Consider the following 16,005-nt stretch of genomic DNA (forward strand, 5'->3'; position numbering starts at 1 on the left):
CCGGCTCGCCCCTCCCCCTGGTGGAAGAAAACCGGCATCGCGGTCGTTCACCAACGATGCAAACATCGATCACCAACAGCACCACCCGCTATGGCTGGGGCGCGATCATTCTTCACTGGCTGATTGCGCTGATCTTCATCGGCCAGTTCGGACTCGGCTTCGTCATGGTGCGGGTGACCAGCCAGCGCACCGCCTTCGAACTGATCCAGCTGCACAAATCCTTCGGCTTCCTGCTGCTCGGCCTGATCATCCTGCGCATCGTCTGGCGCTGCGGCAATACAACGCCGGCGCTGCCGCGCTCGGTCGGGACTTTGGAACGTCGGGCGGCACCGTTGGCCCATTTTGCGCTCTACGCGTTCCAGCTTGCCTTGCCCTTGTCCGGCTGGGCGCTCGTGTCGGTCTCGATGCTGGAGATACCCAGCCTGCCGTTCAACCTGTTCGTCATGCCGAACCTGCCGCTGGCCGAATCGGATGGTGCCGAAAGCTTCTGGGCGGCGGCGCATTGGTATCTTGCCTATGCCGGCATGGCGCTTGTGGCTCTCCACGTTGCGGCGGCACTGCGGCATCATTTCCAGCTCAGGGATGGCGTGCTCATGCGCATGATCACGCCTTCGTCAGATCCGGAATAGAGCGAGCGGTTCATTCGTTCATGGAGTGAGGGCGCGAGAAATGCGCTGCCTCCAACAAGGAACATCCCCATGTACACGCGCATCCTCGGATTTGCGGCGGTCGCCGCTTGCCTCGCCATGCCTGTTTCAGCGGCCGTCGCGCTTGGTGACGCCGCCGGCAGCTATTCGATCAGCCCGGCCAACTCCAGCATCCGCTTCTCCATCGGCAAGGTCGGCGGCGGCGGCCTGAATGGCGCCTTCGCCCGCTTCAAGGGCTCGATCCGCATCGACAACAGCGATGTCGGGCACTCGCAGGTCAATTTCACCATCTTTCCCGAAAGCGTTGGCACCGGCCAGAGCCGTATCGATGCCTTCCTGCGCTCCGACGCGGTGTTCGATGCCGCCAACAACCCGGAGATCCAGTTCCGCTCTACCAGCGTGACCCGAACCAGCGACACCACGGCCCTCGTCAGCGGCCGGCTGACGGCGCGCGGCAAGACGTTTCCGGAAAAGTTCACGGCCGAGCTTGGCGGTCTCAAGGCCGGGACGATCAAATTCCATGTCACCGGCAAGGTGCTGAGGTCGCGCTACGGCATGGATGTCGGCACGCCAATCTATTCCAACATCGTCGACTTCGACATGACGCTGACCGGCAAAAGGGGCTGACCCTCGTCATTGGCTTTTCCGGCGATTTCGGGCAAACCTCGTTGCCTGTAATTGTGATGGAGAAGCCTGATGTTCCGATGGGGTGTGTTGTCGACGGCCAAGATCGGCCGCGAGCATTTGTTGCCGGCGATGGTCGAGGCGGAGAACGGCGTGCTGTCGGCGATCGCCAGCCGTGACCTGTCGAAGGCCAAGGCGCTGGCCGAGCGCTTCGGCGCGCGCCATGCCTTCGGCTCCTATGAGGAACTGCTTGCCTCCGACGAGGTCGATGGCGTCTACATCCCGTTGCCGACCTCGCAGCATGTCGAATGGGCGGCCAAGGCCATCGAAGCCGGCAAGCACGTGCTGGTCGAAAAGCCGCTGGCGCTCGACGCCAAGGACATCCTGCCGCTGATCAAGCTGCGCGACCAGAAAAAGGTGCTGGTCTGCGAGGCCTTCATGGTCATCTACCACCCGCAATGGATCAAAGTACGCGACCTCATCGCCAGCGGCGCCATCGGCCGGCCGCGCCATGTGCAGGGTGCCTTCTCCTACTACAATGTCGACCCCAGCAACATGCGCAACCAGCTCGACCTCGGCGGCGGCGCGCTGCCCGATATCGGCGTCTACCCGACCGTGTCGACGCGCTTTTCGACCGGCAAGGAGCCGCTGCGCGTGCAGGCGACGATCGAGCGCGACAAGACATTCGGCACCGACATCTACTCCTCGATCCGCGCCGATTTCGGCGACTTCGAGCTGTCCTTCTATCTGTCGACGCAGATGGCGGCGCGCCAGGTGATGGTGTTCCACGGCGAGAAGGGTTTCATCGAGTTGTTCTCGCCCTTCAATGCCGGGCTCTACGACCACCACCGCGTCGAACTGCACAACCAGAACCACACCGAGGCGCAGGTGTTCCGCTTTCCCGGCACGCAGCAATACCGGCTGGAGGTCGAGACCTTCGCGCGTGCAGCACAGGGCGGCAAGGAGCGCGTCTTCACGCTGGAGGAATCCGTGCTCAACCAGAAAGTCATCGATGCCATCTTCCGCGCCGGCGGCAAAGAAGGCTGGGAGACCGTCTGACCCCTTGCAATTGAAGTAGCCGGCTAATTCTGGGAGGAAAGATGGCTGACGATGCGGACGTGATCATTGTCGGCGCCGGCCTTGCAGGGCTGGTTGCCGCCGCCGAGCTTGCCGAGGCCGGCAAGAAAATCATCATCGTCGACCAGGAGCCCGAGCAGTCGCTGGGCGGCCAGGCATTCTGGTCGTTCGGCGGCCTTTTTCTCGTCGATTCGCCCGAGCAGCGGCGCATGCGCATCCGCGATTCGCATGACTTGGCGTTGGAAGACTGGTTGGGCACCGCGGCTTTCGATCGGCCGGAGGATTTCTGGCCGCGCAAATGGGCGGAAGCCTATGTCGGCTTCGCCGCCGGCGAGAAACGCTCCTGGCTGATGCAGCGCGGCCTGAAATTCTTTCCTGTGGTCGGCTGGGCCGAGCGGGGCGGCGGCAATGCCATCGGCCATGGCAATTCGGTGCCGCGCTTCTGGGGCACCGGCCCCGGTGTGCTCGAACCGTTCGCCCAGCGCGTGCGCGAGGCCCAAAAGCGCGGATTGATCAGTTTCAAATTCCGCCACCGCGTCAATGAACTGACGCGGACGGGTGCTGTTGTGACCGGTGTGCGTGGCGACATCCTGCAGCCCAGCGCTGTCGAGCGCGGCCACAAGAGTTCGCGCGAAATATCAGGCGATTTCGAGCTTCACGCGCAAGCGGTGATCGTCGCCTCCGGCGGCATCGGCGCCAACCATCAGCTTGTGCGGGAAAACTGGCCGCAGCGGCTGGGCGCGGCACCGAAGCGCATGATCACCGGCGTGCCCGATCATGTCGACGGCCGCATGCTGGCGATCACGGAACGGGCCGGCGGTTCGATCATCAACCGCGACCGCATGTGGCACTATGTCGAGGGCATCAAGAATTGGGGGCCGGTCTGGACCGATCATGCGATCCGCATCCTGCCCGGCCCGTCATCGCTGTGGCTCGATGCGCGCGGCAAGCGCCTGCCGGTGCCGCTCTATCCCGGTTTCGATACGCTGGGCACACTCAGCCACATCATGAGCACCGGCTTCGACTATTCCTGGTTCATCCTGACCAAGAAGATCATCCAGAAGGAGTTCGCGCTGTCGGGCTCCGAACAGAACCCGGACCTGACCGGCAAGAGTTGGCGCCAGGTGCTCGGTCGCGCCACATCGGGCATTCCGAGCCCGGTCAAGGCGTTCATGGAGAAGGGCGAGGATTTCATCGTCGAGGCCGACTTGCCGACGCTGGTCGCGCGCATGAACGCGCTTGCCGGCGGCGAGCCGCTTCTTGAGGTAGCCCAAGTCGAGCGCGAAATCCGCGCCCGCGACCGGCAGCTCGACAACCCGTTCTCCAAGGACATGCAAATCACCGCTCTGCGCGGGGCGCGCGCCTATCTCGGCGACCGGCTGATCCGCACGGCCAAGCCGCACAAGATGCTCGATCCGGCAAACGGCCCGCTGATAGCGGTGCGCCTCAACATCCTGACGCGCAAGACGCTGGGCGGCCTGCAGACCGATCTCGACAGCCGCGTGCTGGGTGCCGATGGCCAGCCGGTTGCGGGACTCTACGCCGTCGGCGAAGCCGCCGGTTTTGGCGGCGGCGGTGTGCATGGTTATGCGGCGCTTGAGGGCACCTTCCTCGGCGGCTGCATCTTTTCCGGCCGCAGCGCCGGCCGTGCGGCGGCCGCTTCGGTGGGATGAGCCGGGGCCGGTCGGTCCTCAGAGTCCAGCCGCGATCACCAGCGCCAATCGCCCTGTCCAAGCGCGGTCACCGCATCGACGATCCGGGTGAAGCTTGCGCGGGCGCGGCCGACCGTGTGCCGGCCTCGGAGATAACCATGCACCAGCCCCGTTTCCTCGAACCAGGTTGCGCGTCCGCCCGCCGCCACGACCAGGTCGTGATAGCTCTCGCCATCCGACGACAGCGGGTCGCACTCGGCGGTGATCAGTACTGTCGGCGGCAGGTTGGAGAAGTCGGTGTCGGCGAGCGGCGACAGCGTGATGTCCCCGGTCCTATCAACGCCGCCGGTGCGGATATGCTTGTAGAATTCGAGATCGCGCACGGTCAGCATTGGCGCTTCGGCGTGCTTGACATAGGAGCCTTTCGCGCGGTCTCCGCCGAGGCCGGGATAGATCAGCACCTGGCCAAACGGCCTTTTCGAACGGTCACGCGTGGCGTGACTGACGGCGGCGCAGAGATTGCCGCCGGCGCTGTCGCCGCACAGCACGATAGGATGATCGCGATTGGCGGCGGCCCATTCGAAGGCGCTCATCGCATCGTCGAAGGCCGCCGGATGCAGATGCTCCGGCGCCAGCCGATAATCGACCGAGACCACCTCATAGCCGGTGCGGGCACAGAGCTCGGCGCAGACATCGTCGTGGCTGTCCAGCCCACCGAGGATGAAGCCGCCGCCATGGACATAGAGCACCGTCACCGCAGCTTTGTGTGTGCTTCGGTAGGTGCGGATCGGGATGTCGTGCGTGGGCGTCGCAATGGCTGAGGTTTCGACCGCCACGCCTTCGGGATAGCCGGCAAAGAATTCGCGGCACATGCGGTCATAGATCCCGCGCTGCTGCGCGATCGTGTAATCGATCGTGTCGGGCGGATAGTAGGAATTGGTCCGCTCTATGAACGCCCAGGTCTCGGCGTCGATGAGGATTTTGTAATCGGTCATGGGTGCTGGAAAGGCGCCCAAGGCTGAGCCAGGGCGCCCCCCTCTGTCCTGCCGGACATCTCCCCCTCAAGGGGGGAGATCGGATGTTGCGAAGACTTTCGCCAACCTTCTGCGTCGCAAGAAGAGTGCAGAGATCGAAGCTGCCAATCTCCCGCCTTGAGGGGGAGATGGCCGGCAGGCCAGAGGGGGGTAAGCGCCATCGTTCCGGCGGTATCCACTACTTCCCCTTCCAAACCGGCTCACGCTTCTCCGCAAAAGCGCGAAAACCCTCCATGCCATCCTCGGAGCCGTAGAGGGCATCGACCGTCGGCAGCTGGCGGCGGGTCACCTTGTTCATGGCGTCCTGGAAGGTCAGCGCCTCGGCCACACGCGCGGTCTCCTTGATCGCTGCAAAGACCAGCGGCGGGCCGCCTGCGAGCAGCCGGGCGATCTCCCAGACACGGTCCTCGAGCTTCTCCTTGGGCAGCACTTCGTTGACCAGGCCCCAGCGATGCGCCTCGGCCACATCCATCCAGCGGCCGGTCAGCAGAAGGTCCATGGCGACATGGTAGGGGATGCGCTTCGGCAGTTTGATCGTTGCCGCGTCGGCCAGCGTGCCGGCGCGGATTTCGGGGAGCGCGAAGGAGGAATGATCGGAGGCATAGATGAGGTCGCAGGACAGCGCCAGCTCGAAGCCGCCGCCGACCGCCATGCCGTTGACGCAAGCGATCACCGGCTTGTTGAGGTCGCGCAATTCTTGCAGCCCGGCAAAGCCGCCGACGCCATAGTCGCCATCGACGGCATCGCCGCCGGCAGCGGCTTTGAGGTCCCAGCCGGCACAGAAGAACTTGTCGCCGGCGGTCTTGACGATGGCGACGCGCAATTCCGGATCGTCGCGGAACGCCTTGAAGGTCTCGCCCATCAGCCGCGAGGTCTTCAGGTCGATGGCGTTGGCCTTGGGCCGGTCGAGGGTGACTTCGAGGATCGGGCCCTCGCGGCGGGTAGAAATGACGTCAGACATTCTTGTTCTCTCCCAGCACCAGCAGCGCGTCGGCGATCCAGGCGCCCTTGCCCTCTGCACAGACGATCAGCGGGTTGATGTCGAGTTCCTCGATCTCGCCGGCATTCTCCTGCACGAAGCCGGCAATGCCCGAGATGGCATCGATGGCGGCCGCGACATCGGCTTTCGGCCGGCCGCGATAGCCTTCGAGCAGCGGGAACAGTTTCAGGCCGCGCAATGCCGCCTCGATGTCGTCGCGGGTTGCCGGCAGCATCAGCGTGACGCTGTCGCGCAACAGTTCGACCAGCACGCCGCCGGTGCCCAAGGTCATCACCGCGCCGAACATCGGGTCGCGGGTGAAGCCGACGATCAGTTCCGCGACACCGTCGCGCACCATGCGCTCCACATAGAGCCCGGTGCCGAGCGGCAACAGGTCATGCGCCGCGGTGCTGACGGATTCGGCATCCCTGAGGTTGAGCCTGACGGCGCCAACTTCGGATTTGTGGCTGACGCCGAGCGCCTTCAGCGCCACCGGGAAGCCAAGCGCCATGGAAGAGATCACCGCCTCGACCGCATTGGCGGCGCGTTCGCCCTTCGGCACAGGCAGGCCGGCCTTGATCAGCCGCGATTTTGCTTCGGCCTCGTCGGGCGTGACATGGTCGCCACGAGGCGCACCGGCAGCAGAAGTGTCGATCGGCTGCGCCTGTGGTTCGGCCCAAGCCCAACCGATGAAGGCCGCCGCCCCGGCGGCATCCATGGCTTCCGAAATGCCGAACAACGGCACCATGCCGCGCGCCATCAGTTCGGCGGTGTACTCCTCCGGCAGGTTTTCCGGCAGCGACGAGACGATCGCGCCATGCGCCTTGTTGGTCTTCAGCGCCGATTCGAAGGCGCGCAGCGTCGCCCACCAATCGGTGACCGAACAACGATCAGGTCGCGGAAAATCCAGCACCAGCATGTTGAGGTCGAAGCCGCCCGACACCATTGCGGTGAAGGTGGCGGTCATCGCCGGCTCGTTGTTCCAGATGAAGGTGTGATAGTCCAAGGGATTGGCGACCGCGACCAGCGGCCCGAGCGTCGATTTGACATGGGCGCGGTGGCTGTCGGTCAGCACAGGGAAATTGACCCAGCGCCCTTCGGCGCTGTCGGCCATGACAGAGGCCTCGCCGCCGGAGCAGCTCATCGACGACAGCCTATAGCCGGGCAAAGGTCCGGTGATGTGCAGCAGCTTCAGCGCTTCGATGAAGGCGGGAATCGAATCGACACGCGCAATGCCGAGCCGCCGCAGGAACGCACCCGAGGCCGCATCCGAGCCGGCCAGCGACGCGGTATGCGAGACGGTCGCCTGCCTGGCCTGTTCGGAACGGCCGACCTTCATGGCGATGATCGGCTTTTTCAGCTCGCGCGCCCGTGCTGCCAGCCGCTCGAAGCCGGCTACCGAATCGAAAGCCTCGATGTGCAGGCCGAGCGACGTGACCCGCTCGTCCTCGATCAGGCCAAGCGCCATTTCGGACAGCCCGGTCTGCGCCTGGTTGCCGGCGGTCATCAGGAAAGCGATCGGCAGGCCGCGCCTTTGCATCGTCATGTTGATGGCGATGTTGGAGGACTGGGTGATGATGGCGACGCCCTTGCCGCCCTCGGCCAGTCTTATGCCGCCATGCTGGTCGGGCCACAAAAGCGCGCCGTCGGCATAATTGATCAGGCCGTAGCAATTCGGCCCGATGATCGGCATCGAGCCGGCTGCCGCAACCAGCTCGGCCTGCAGCCGCTCGCCGTCGTCGTCGTAGGCCTCGGTCTCAAGGAAGCCGGCGGCAAAGCAGACGGCGCCGCCGGCGCCGCGCTCGGCCAGCGCCTTGATCACCTCGATGGTCAAATGCCGATTGACGCCGACAAAGGCGGCGTCCGGCGCGTCAGGCAAATCGGCGACCGAACGATAGGCCTTGCGGCCCGCGACCTCGTCCTTGGTCGGATGCACCGGCCAGATCTCGCCGGCAAAGCCCATCTTGATCGATTGCGCGACGACGGCCGCGGCCTGCGCACCGCCGAAGACGGCGATCGATTTCGGCCGCAGGAGACGCTCAAGTTTATGCATATGTTATGCCCCGAACGGACGCAGCAGCGCCCTTGAAATAATGTGGCGCTGGATCTCTGACGTGCCTTCCCAGATGCGCTCGACGCGCGCGTCGCGCCAGATGCGCTCCAGTGGCAAATCGTCCATCAGTCCCATGCCGCCATGAATCTGGATCGCCTCATCGGCAACGTATGCAAGCATCTCGGTGGCCTTCAGCTTGGCCATGGCCATGTCCTGATCGGTGACAGTGCCCTGATCGTACTTCCAGCCGGCTTCGAACACCATCAGGTCGGCGGCCTTCAATTCGGTCGCCATGTCGGCAAGCTTGAACGACACGCCCTGGAACTTGCCGATCTGCTGGCCGAACTGCTGGCGCTGCGCGGCATACTCGATGGCATGGCCAAGCGCCCGCTCGGCGCGGCCGAGGCAGGTGGCGCCGACCTGCAGCCGGGTGGCGCCGAGCCATGAATTGGCGACGTCGAACCCCTTGTGGACTTCGCCCAACACTTGGGCGGCGGGAAGCCGGCAATCGTCGAATTCGAGGATGGCGTTGGTGTAGCCGCGATGCGAGACGTTGCGGTAGCCATCGCGGACGGTGAAGCCCTTCGTCCCTTTGTCGACGAAGAATGCGGTGATCTTCTTGCGCCTGCCGCGCGGCGAATCCTCTTCGCCTGAGGCCATGAAAACGATGGCAAAGTCGGCGAGGTCGGCGTGGGAGATAAAATGCTTGGTGCCGTTCAGCACCCAGTCGTCGCCGTCCTGTACGGCGGTCGCCTTCATGCCGCGCAAATCGGAGCCTGCGCCCGGCTCGGTCATCGCCAGGCAGTCCCATTTCTCGCCGCGGATGCAGGGGAACAGATATTTCTCGCGCTGCTCCGGCGTGCCGGCCAGGAGGATGTTGGAGGGCCGCGCCACGCAAGTCCAGTGCAGCGCGTAATTGGCGCGGCCAAGCTCCTTTTCGTAGAGCAGCCAAGTCACCGTATCGAGGCCAGCACCGCCGACATCGGCCGGCATGTTGGCGGCATAGAGCCCAGCTTCGATCGCCTTGACCTTGATCTCCTCGATCAGGTCGCGGCGCAGCACGCCGGTGCGCTCGACCTCGCGCTCATGCGGGTAAAGCTCGTTCTCGACGAACGCACGCGTCGTCTCGACGATGAGCCTCTGTTCCTCCGACAGCCCGAAATCCATGCTCTCAGCCTTTCTTCTTGCCGGGCTTCTTCTTCGGCTTTTCGGCTTTCTTCACCGGTTTCAAGGCTTTGGCCTTCTCGGCCGCCTTGGAGGCCGTGGGCTTCTTCGCCGCCAGCTTGGCCAGTTGCCTGGTATAGTCCTTGTGCAGCGCGCCGGCGCCCCAGCCCTTGCCTTTGTTCTGCTTCGACAGCGCGTCCATGATGGCGACCAGATTGTCGTCGCGGATTTTTTCCAGTTCGCGGATCGACAGCCCATGTGCCTGGTCGTCCGATTGCGTGGCGATCAGGTCGACCAGTTCGTCGTTGAACTCCGGCACATCCATCAGCTTGGTCCATGGCCATTTCAGGCAGGGCCCGAACTGCGCCATGAAGTGGCGCATGCCGGCCTCGCCACCGGCGACGCGATAGACCTGGAACATGCCCATCTGCGCCCAGCGCAGGCCGAAGCCGTAGCGCATGATGTCGTCGAGTTCCTCGACCGTGCAGATGCCGTCCTTGATCAGCCACAGCGCCTCGCGCCATGCCGCTTCGAGCAGGCGGTCGCCGACGAAGGCCTCGATCTCCTTGCGGATGACGACCGGCTTCATGCCGATCGAGGCATACATCTCCTTGGCGACCTCGATCGCCTCGGGAAAGGTCTGCTCGCCGCCCACGATCTCGACCAGCGGCAGGAGATAGACCGGGTTGAACGGATGGCCGACGACCAGCCGCTCCGGATGCTTCTTCATCGCCACCTGCATGTCGGTTGGCTTGATGCCGGAGGTCGAGGAACCGACAATCGCATTGGCCGGCGCGTGGGTATCGATCTCGGCGAGCACCCGGTGCTTGAGGTCGAGCCGTTCCGGCACGCTTTCCTGAATGAAATCGGCATCGGCCACTGCCTCGGCGATGGTCTTGGCAAAGGTCAGCTTGCCCTCTTTTGGCAAACCGCCGGGTACCATCTGCTTGTAGGCGCGGCGCGCGCCCTTCATCACTTCGCCGACCTTGCGCGACGCCTCGGGATCGGGATCGAAGATCGACACGTCGATGCCGTTGAGCAGCAGCCGCGCCACCCAGCCGGCGCCGATGACGCCGCCACCGATGGCGGCTGCCTTGTTGATGATGCTCATGCGGAAGCTCCGGTTCTGGTCATGGCGGTTGTGGGATCTATGAGCGGCACGCGTTCGCCGGCGCGGATCACGGACGGGTCGTATGCCTTGCGGGCAAAGACTTCGAGGACGAAGGGCCGGAAGAATTCGATCGGCAGCGTGTCATAATCGGGGTCGAAGCTGGACTGGTCCCAGCGTTCGCAAAACTGGTCGCAATCGTCGAAATAGGCGTGGCCGGCAAAGCGGTCGCGCGCATGGCGGTTACCGCCGAGGTGATGGGCATAGTAGAGCCGCTGGAAGTCGCCATGTTTCTCCACCACCCAAGTGCATTGTTCGCGCACGAAGGGTTTCAGGATCGAAGCGGCATATTCGTCGTGATTGTAAGGCGCATAGATGTCGCCGATGTCGTGCAGTAGCGCGCAGGCGATCCAGTCGGTGTCGGCGCCGTCGCGCCAGGCACGCGTCGCCGCCTGCAGCGAATGGCCGAGCCGGGTGATCTTGTAGCCCGAAAGGCCCGCGTCGAGCTGCACCAGCGCATCGAGCAGCCGCTCGCCGGTCCTGGCGGCATAGTCGATCTCATGCGCGGTCAGGAACTCGTAGTCGTCCCGGTCGCCATCCTTCATTGCGGTGAATTTTACGGTAGTCATGCCGACCCTCCCGACGAATAATTTATGCCGCGATCGGCGCCCGCTTGGTGAGGTTGAGCTTCTGCCGTACCTCTTCCGGCCCAAGGATCCTGGCGCCGAGATTGGTGACGATGCTGGCGGCGCGCTCGACCAACTGCGCATTGGTCGCCAGTACGCCCTTGTCGAGCCAGAGATTGTCTTCGAGACCGACGCGGACATTGCCGCCGGCCAGCACCGCCGCAGCAGCATAGGCCATCTGGTTGCGGCCGATGGCAAAGGCCGACCAGTTCCAGGTCGACGGCACATTGTTGACCATCGCCATGAAGGTGTTGAGGTCGTCGGGCGCGCCCCACGGCACGCCCATGCAGAGCTGCACCAGTGCATCCGGATTGAGCACCTTTTCCTCGACCAGCTGCTTGGCGAACCACAGATGACCGGTGTCGAAGGCCTCGATCTCCGGCTTGACGCCGAGCGCCGTCATCATGCCGCCCATGGCGCGCAGCATGCCGGGCGTGTTGGTCATGACATAGTCGGCCTCGGCGAAATTCATGGTGCCGCAGTCGAGCGTGCAGATTTCCGGCAGGCATTGGCGCACATGTTCCATGCGGTTGGTGGCGCCGCCCATGTCTGTGCCTTTTTCGTTGAGCGGCAGCGGCGCTTCCGGCGATCCGAACACCATGTCGCCGCCCATGCCGGCGGTCAGGTTGAGGATGACGTCGACTTCTGCCTCGCGGATGCGCTCGGTCACTTCGCGGTAGAGATGCACATCGCGCCTGGGCTTGCCGGTTTCGGGGTCGCGGACGTGGCAGTGCACGATTGCGGCGCCAGCCTTGGCCGCGTCGATGGCCGAATCGGCGATCTGCTTTGGCGAGCGCGGCACATGAGGGCTGCGGTCCTGCGACCCGCCGGACCCAGTCACGGCACAGGTAATGAAGACCTCGCGGTTCATCGCAAGCGGCATGGAATTCTCCTCCAATAGTATGCATGTCGCCCAAAAGTGGGAACCGGTTTTGGGATAACGACATGCACAAAGATGACCACAACAATGCCCGACTTGCCGGAAACTGTTTTGCGTTTTACGAAGCTTCCATGACGAAAAGCGAAAAACCGACGATCTTTCGCGCCGAGCGCTCGCCGCTCAAGGTGACGCTGCTGGTGTTTTCCGGCTCGTCCATCATGTGCGTCGCATCCGCCGTCGATCCACTGCGGGCCGCCAACCGCATCTCCGGCGAGACCCTGTTCGATTTTCGGCTGGTCTCGGTGACCGGCGAGGCTCCGGTCACCACATGCGGCCTGCCGGTGGCGGTCAGTGGCCGTTTCGACGCGGGCGAGCCAACCGACGTCCTTGTCGTCGTCGCCGGCTTCGGCACCCAGAATTATGCAACGTCGGCTCTGTTGTCCGGACTGCGCCGGGCGGCACGCACGGCGCGTGCTTGCGGCGGTGTCGAGGCGGGCACCTGGCTGGTGGCTCGCGCCGGCCTGCTGGAAGGGCGCAGCGCCACCACCCACTGGGAGGACATGGAGGATTTTTCCTCGGCCTTTCCCGGCGTCGATGTCCGCCCTGACCGCTATGTCATCGACGGGCCGGTGTTCACGTCGGGTGGCGCGTCGCCGACCTTCGACCTGATGCTGCATCTCATCCGTACGCGGCTCGGCATGGCCGTCGCACTCGATGTCGCCAGCGTCTTCATCTACGACCAGGCGCGCGCCGCCACCGACGCACAGCCGCTGGTCTCGCTCGGCCGGCTCGACGGCTACGACCCGCGCCTTGCGCAAGCCATCCGGCTGATGGAAGCGCATGTCGACCAGCCGCTGACCATAGAAGCAGTGGCAAAGCGCGCCGGGGTGACGGCGCGGACATTGGAGAGCATCTTTCGCAAGTCGATCGGCGAGACGCCGGGCGCCTATTATCTCAGGCTGCGCCTCGGTGCCGCGCGCCGGCTGGTGGTCGACACAAGGGTTGCCATGGCCGACATTGCCGGGCGGACCGGGTTCTCGTCCGCCGCGGCATTTTCGAGGGCGTTTTCAAAGACTTTCGGCGAAGCGCCGGTCAGGTTGCGGAGGGGGTAGGTTTCAACGCGCGATCAGGCCGCGTTCTGGCGGTCGCCGTCGATTTGCGAGCGCATCTGTCTGGCCAGACGGGTCTCGAAGCGGCTGGCCACGGCGCGATCCCATTCATTCGAAATCTTGGCGTCGTCCGTTTTCCGCGGCATCGCCATCAGCCGGTCGATGATCGATCCAGCCTCGCCAGGTGAGAGCAGGGCGTCGATTTCACGTTCGTTCTGCATATCGGTTCGCCTCCTTCTTCCTCTCCCGCCACGAGCCAGTCTTATACGAGATTCGTGACGGCTGTTTGAAGGCAAGAGCGAGGTCATTGAAGGGCGTCGAAGGGCAAAACCGTGTCGCGGGACCGGGCCATGCGCAAAGCTGTTCCTGCGCCTTGGCAGGTCAGGTCAAGGAGAGATCTACAGCCGCTTTTCGAACAGCACTCGTGGTAAAGCCACTGTCCCATTCGTCGTCTGGATAGCGGTTTTTCTCGACATAGCCGACCGCCTTGTAGAGGGCTTGTGCCGGCAGGTTGAACGTGTCGGTTTCCAGCCGCGCCTGCGCCAACCCGGCGGTGCCGATTGCCTGTTCGGCATGGGAAAGCAGCTTGCGGCCGACACCTTGGCCTTGACGGGATGCCATGACGTGCAGGGCCTCGATGAAATCCGCGCGCCAATGGATCAGGCCGGCGACCTCGCCATCGATCTCGGCAACGGCGAACTCAGGCCAGCTCCGGTCGACATAGCGCCCGCCAATATCCGTCTCGACATAGCACCGCGCCGCTGCTTCGGTGATGTTCGGCAGCCATGTGCCTTCGAACGTTTCCTGCAGCACCTGCTTCAACGCCGGAATATCGCTCGCCTGCGCCGGGCGCACGATGATTCGATCCTCTGCCATTTTCCGTCTCCCGCCAATGCATGTCGCCCAAAAGTGCCAGCGGTTTTGGGATGACGACATGCATAAAAATAAAGGCTGCCGCACGGGCTCTCTTTCGGCGACACGCGTGGCATCTTGATCTCACGCTGGCTGCCGAAGATCTGTGCGATCCTCGGCAGCCTCTCGCGAAGTGGGCTGACTAGCAGATAGCGATGGCGGCGGCTTTCATCCAGTGGTGCCGGATGTCGGTCCAGAGATGGAGCGGCGCGCGCCTTACACGTAGCGGTTGACGATATTTTCCAGCAGTTCCTGGCGGCCGGACCTCGGCTGCGGCTCGATCTTCTTCTTGACGACACGCTCGGCGATATCCTCAAGCGTGCGCTTGCCGGCGAGCATCGCCTTGCCCTCGGCCGTGTTCCAGCCGGCATAACGTTCGGCCAGCGGCGCCGATAGCGCCTTGTCCTCAACCATGCGGGCCGCGGCTTTCAGGCCACGTGCGCAAGAGTCCATGCCGCCGATATGGCCGATCAGCAGGTCCTGCGGATCGAGCGACTGGCGGCGCAGCTTGGCGTCGAAATTGGTGCCGCCGGTCTTGAAGCCGCCGGCCTGCAGGACCTGGTAGTAGGCCAGTGCCATTTCCGGCACGTTGTTGGGGAACTGGTCGGTGTCCCATCCCGACTGATAGTCGTTGCGGTTCATATCGATCGAACCGAAAATGCCGAGCGCATTGGCCAGAGCCAGTTCGTGCTCGAAGGAATGGCCGGCCAGGATGGCGTGGCCCTGCTCGATATTGACCTTGACCTCCTTCTCCAGCCCGAAGCGCTTGAGGAAGCCGTAGACCGTGGCGACATCGTAATCATACTGATGCTTGGTCGGCTCCTGCGGCTTCGGCTCGATCAGGATCGCGCCCTTGAAGCCGATTTTGTGCTTGTAGTCGACGACCATGCTGAGGAACCGGCCGGCCTGTTCCTGCTCGCGCGCGAGGTCGGTGTTGAGCAGCGTCTCATAGCCTTCGCGCCCGCCCCACAGCACGTAGTTTTCGCCCTTCAGCCGCTTGGTGACGTCGATGCAGCTTTTTACCGTCGCCGCTGCGTAGGCAAAGACATCCGGATCGGGATTGGTGGCCGCCCCCGACATGAAGCGGCGATTGGAGAACAGATTGGCGGTGCCCCAAAGCAGCTTGACGCCGGTCTGCTTCATCTTCCCCGCGAAGTAATCGGCGATCTCGTCGAGGCGCGCGGCACTTTCGGAAAAATCCTTGCCTTCCGGCCGCACATCGGCGTCGTGGAAGCAGAAATAGGGCGCGCCGAGCAGCGAGAACATCTCGAAGGCGACGTCCGCTTTCAGCTTTGCCAGCTCCATCGTGTCGGTGCCACCTGCCTTGGGGAACCACGGCCGGTCGAAGGTCTGGCCGCCGAACGGATCGCCGCCCGGCCAGGCAAAGGAGTGCCAGTAGGCGACGGCGAAGCGCAGATGGTCTTCCAGCCGTTTGCCGGCGACGAGCTCGTCGGGATTGTAGAACCTATAGGCCAGCGGATTGGTCGAATCCGGCCCTTCATATTTGATTTTCTTGATGTCGCCGAAAAATCCGCTGCTCATGATTTCTGTCCTCTCACAAAGTTCTGCCGCCATTACCTCAGGCGTAATTGGTTTCAGGCCAGCGCCGGTTGAAAAGGGTCATGTCAAAACCGTCAAATGAAGGAGACAGACCATGACCGACCTCACCAAGATCGCTGAAAACTACATCACCGCCTGGAACGAAAGCGATGCCGTCCGCCGGACCGAATTGCTCAAGGCGACCTTCACGGAAGACGTCAGCTATCGTGATCCGCTCATGCAGGGCGACGGCCATGAAGGCGTCGCGGCTCTGATCGACGGCGTGCAGCAGCGCTTTGCCGGCTTCCGGTTCTCGCTGAAGGGCACGCCGGACGGTTTTGCCGACAAGATCCGCTTCTCGTGGAATCTCGGGCCTGAGGGGACGCCATCGGTGATCGAAGGTACCGACATCGGAATCATCGAGAACGGCCGCCTGAAGAGCGTCACCGGCTTTCTCGACAAGGTGCCTGCGCAGTAAGGACTTCTGGGCGAGGCGGGTGCGAAGCGCCCCCCTCTGGCCTGCCGGCCATCTCCCCCTCAA

16 protein-coding genes are annotated in these 16,005 nt (G+C 63.8%); 6 read left to right on the top strand and 10 right to left on the bottom strand.

Annotated elements, in window-relative coordinates; genetic code table 11:
• Positions 1 to 56 precede the first annotated feature (56 nt).
• The 4 genes from AC0L2U_RS24835 (at position 57) to AC0L2U_RS24850 (ending at position 4,021) form a co-directional block, all read left to right on the top strand.
• Positions 57 to 629: a cytochrome b gene (locus AC0L2U_RS24835; RefSeq protein WP_128288410.1), complete on the top strand. Its 573-nt coding sequence runs from the start codon at positions 57 to 59 to the stop codon at positions 627 to 629.
• A gap of 69 nt (positions 630 to 698) precedes the next feature.
• Positions 699 to 1,274: a YceI family protein gene (locus tag AC0L2U_RS24840; protein WP_127808252.1), complete on the top strand. Its 576-nt coding sequence runs from the start codon at positions 699 to 701 to the stop codon at positions 1,272 to 1,274.
• A gap of 69 nt (positions 1,275 to 1,343) precedes the next feature.
• A complete protein-coding gene (locus AC0L2U_RS24845; RefSeq protein ID WP_292137022.1) occupies positions 1,344 to 2,330 on the top strand; it encodes a Gfo/Idh/MocA family protein in 987 nt (328 codons plus the stop codon).
• Positions 2,331 to 2,371: 41 nt separating this feature from the next.
• Positions 2,372 to 4,021 carry an FAD-binding dehydrogenase gene (locus tag AC0L2U_RS24850; RefSeq protein WP_473602782.1) on the top strand — a complete coding sequence of 550 codons (1,650 nt, stop codon included), beginning with the start codon at positions 2,372 to 2,374 and terminating at the stop codon, positions 4,019 to 4,021.
• 35 nt (positions 4,022 to 4,056) lie between these two features.
• Here the strand turns inward: AC0L2U_RS24850 and AC0L2U_RS24855 are convergent, their stop codons facing one another.
• The 7 genes from AC0L2U_RS24855 to bcoG form a co-directional block, all read right to left on the bottom strand.
• Positions 4,057 to 4,995 carry an alpha/beta hydrolase gene (locus tag AC0L2U_RS24855; protein ID WP_473602783.1) on the bottom strand — a complete coding sequence of 313 codons (939 nt, stop codon included), beginning with the start codon at positions 4,993 to 4,995 and terminating at the stop codon, positions 4,057 to 4,059.
• A gap of 217 nt (positions 4,996 to 5,212) precedes the next feature.
• On the bottom strand, positions 5,213 to 5,995 hold the full coding sequence (locus AC0L2U_RS24860) for a carnitinyl-CoA dehydratase (RefSeq protein WP_256746616.1): 783 nt from the start codon (positions 5,993 to 5,995) through the stop codon (positions 5,213 to 5,215).
• Positions 5,988 to 8,066 (bottom strand): acetate--CoA ligase family protein, encoded by a 2,079-nt coding sequence (locus tag AC0L2U_RS24865; RefSeq protein WP_256746617.1) that lies wholly within the window; start codon positions 8,064 to 8,066, stop codon positions 5,988 to 5,990. The genes AC0L2U_RS24860 and AC0L2U_RS24865 overlap by 8 nt, the downstream gene beginning before the upstream one ends.
• A gap of 3 nt (positions 8,067 to 8,069) precedes the next feature.
• Positions 8,070 to 9,233 carry an acyl-CoA dehydrogenase family protein gene (locus AC0L2U_RS24870; protein ID WP_127398681.1) on the bottom strand — a complete coding sequence of 388 codons (1,164 nt, stop codon included), beginning with the start codon at positions 9,231 to 9,233 and terminating at the stop codon, positions 8,070 to 8,072.
• A 4-nt stretch (positions 9,234 to 9,237) separates the two neighbouring features.
• Positions 9,238 to 10,341: a carnitine 3-dehydrogenase gene (locus AC0L2U_RS24875; protein WP_127269385.1), complete on the bottom strand. Its 1,104-nt coding sequence runs from the start codon at positions 10,339 to 10,341 to the stop codon at positions 9,238 to 9,240.
• Complete coding sequence (locus AC0L2U_RS24880) at positions 10,338 to 10,967, bottom strand: HD domain-containing protein (RefSeq protein ID WP_127269384.1); 630 nt, start codon at positions 10,965 to 10,967, stop codon at positions 10,338 to 10,340. Before AC0L2U_RS24880 ends, AC0L2U_RS24875 begins: the two co-directional genes overlap by 4 nt.
• A gap of 22 nt (positions 10,968 to 10,989) precedes the next feature.
• Complete coding sequence (gene bcoG, locus AC0L2U_RS24885; protein WP_127808248.1) at positions 10,990 to 11,907, bottom strand: 3-dehydrocarnitine:acetyl-CoA trimethylamine transferase BcoG; 918 nt, start codon at positions 11,905 to 11,907, stop codon at positions 10,990 to 10,992.
• Between the two features lie 128 nt (positions 11,908 to 12,035).
• On the opposite strand from bcoG, the gene AC0L2U_RS24890 reads away from it, so the two are divergent.
• On the top strand, positions 12,036 to 13,016 hold the full coding sequence (locus AC0L2U_RS24890) for a GlxA family transcriptional regulator (RefSeq protein ID WP_127398053.1): 981 nt from the start codon (positions 12,036 to 12,038) through the stop codon (positions 13,014 to 13,016).
• Between the two features lie 14 nt (positions 13,017 to 13,030).
• Here AC0L2U_RS24890 and AC0L2U_RS24895 read toward each other — a convergent pair whose 3' ends face one another.
• From AC0L2U_RS24895 to xylA, 3 genes are all read right to left on the bottom strand, one after another.
• Positions 13,031 to 13,234 carry a hypothetical protein gene (locus AC0L2U_RS24895; RefSeq protein WP_127398055.1) on the bottom strand — a complete coding sequence of 68 codons (204 nt, stop codon included), beginning with the start codon at positions 13,232 to 13,234 and terminating at the stop codon, positions 13,031 to 13,033.
• A gap of 160 nt (positions 13,235 to 13,394) precedes the next feature.
• Complete coding sequence (locus tag AC0L2U_RS24900) at positions 13,395 to 13,889, bottom strand: GNAT family N-acetyltransferase (RefSeq protein WP_164873729.1); 495 nt, start codon at positions 13,887 to 13,889, stop codon at positions 13,395 to 13,397.
• A 252-nt stretch (positions 13,890 to 14,141) separates the two neighbouring features.
• Positions 14,142 to 15,467 carry a xylose isomerase gene (gene xylA, locus AC0L2U_RS24905; RefSeq protein ID WP_127328551.1) on the bottom strand — a complete coding sequence of 442 codons (1,326 nt, stop codon included), beginning with the start codon at positions 15,465 to 15,467 and terminating at the stop codon, positions 14,142 to 14,144.
• Positions 15,468 to 15,579: 112 nt separating this feature from the next.
• On the opposite strand from xylA, the gene AC0L2U_RS24910 reads away from it, so the two are divergent.
• The gene (locus tag AC0L2U_RS24910) at positions 15,580 to 15,942 is read left to right on the top strand and encodes a nuclear transport factor 2 family protein (RefSeq protein ID WP_127269938.1); all 363 of its coding nucleotides are present in this window, start codon (positions 15,580 to 15,582) and stop codon (positions 15,940 to 15,942) included.
• Positions 15,943 to 16,005: the final 63 nt, after the last annotated feature.

Source organism: Mesorhizobium sp. WSM4808, from assembly GCF_055811675.1.

Bases quoted from the DNA above. Each gene is read 5' to 3' on its own strand.
- AC0L2U_RS24870 (WP_127398681.1), bottom strand. From the start codon at position 9,233: ATGGATTTCGGGCTGTCGGAGGAACAGAGGCTCATCGTCGAGACGACG.
- xylA (WP_127328551.1), bottom strand. From the start codon at position 15,467: ATGAGCAGCGGATTTTTCGGCGACATCAAGAAAATCAAATATGAAGGG.
- AC0L2U_RS24860 (WP_256746616.1), bottom strand. From the start codon at position 5,995: ATGTCTGACGTCATTTCTACCCGCCGCGAGGGCCCGATCCTCGAAGTC.
- AC0L2U_RS24855 (WP_473602783.1), bottom strand. From the start codon at position 4,995: ATGACCGATTACAAAATCCTCATCGACGCCGAGACCTGGGCGTTCATA.
- AC0L2U_RS24845 (WP_292137022.1), top strand. From the start codon at position 1,344: ATGTTCCGATGGGGTGTGTTGTCGACGGCCAAGATCGGCCGCGAGCAT.
- AC0L2U_RS24895 (WP_127398055.1), bottom strand. From the start codon at position 13,234: ATGCAGAACGAACGTGAAATCGACGCCCTGCTCTCACCTGGCGAGGCT.
- AC0L2U_RS24850 (WP_473602782.1), top strand. From the start codon at position 2,372: ATGGCTGACGATGCGGACGTGATCATTGTCGGCGCCGGCCTTGCAGGG.
- AC0L2U_RS24840 (WP_127808252.1), top strand. From the start codon at position 699: ATGTACACGCGCATCCTCGGATTTGCGGCGGTCGCCGCTTGCCTCGCC.
- AC0L2U_RS24890 (WP_127398053.1), top strand. From the start codon at position 12,036: ATGACGAAAAGCGAAAAACCGACGATCTTTCGCGCCGAGCGCTCGCCG.
- AC0L2U_RS24875 (WP_127269385.1), bottom strand. From the start codon at position 10,341: ATGAGCATCATCAACAAGGCAGCCGCCATCGGTGGCGGCGTCATCGGC.
- AC0L2U_RS24835 (WP_128288410.1), top strand. From the start codon at position 57: ATGCAAACATCGATCACCAACAGCACCACCCGCTATGGCTGGGGCGCG.
- AC0L2U_RS24900 (WP_164873729.1), bottom strand. From the start codon at position 13,889: ATGGCAGAGGATCGAATCATCGTGCGCCCGGCGCAGGCGAGCGATATT.
- AC0L2U_RS24910 (WP_127269938.1), top strand. From the start codon at position 15,580: ATGACCGACCTCACCAAGATCGCTGAAAACTACATCACCGCCTGGAAC.
- AC0L2U_RS24865 (WP_256746617.1), bottom strand. From the start codon at position 8,066: ATGCATAAACTTGAGCGTCTCCTGCGGCCGAAATCGATCGCCGTCTTC.
- AC0L2U_RS24880 (WP_127269384.1), bottom strand. From the start codon at position 10,967: ATGACTACCGTAAAATTCACCGCAATGAAGGATGGCGACCGGGACGAC.
- bcoG (WP_127808248.1), bottom strand. From the start codon at position 11,907: ATGCCGCTTGCGATGAACCGCGAGGTCTTCATTACCTGTGCCGTGACT.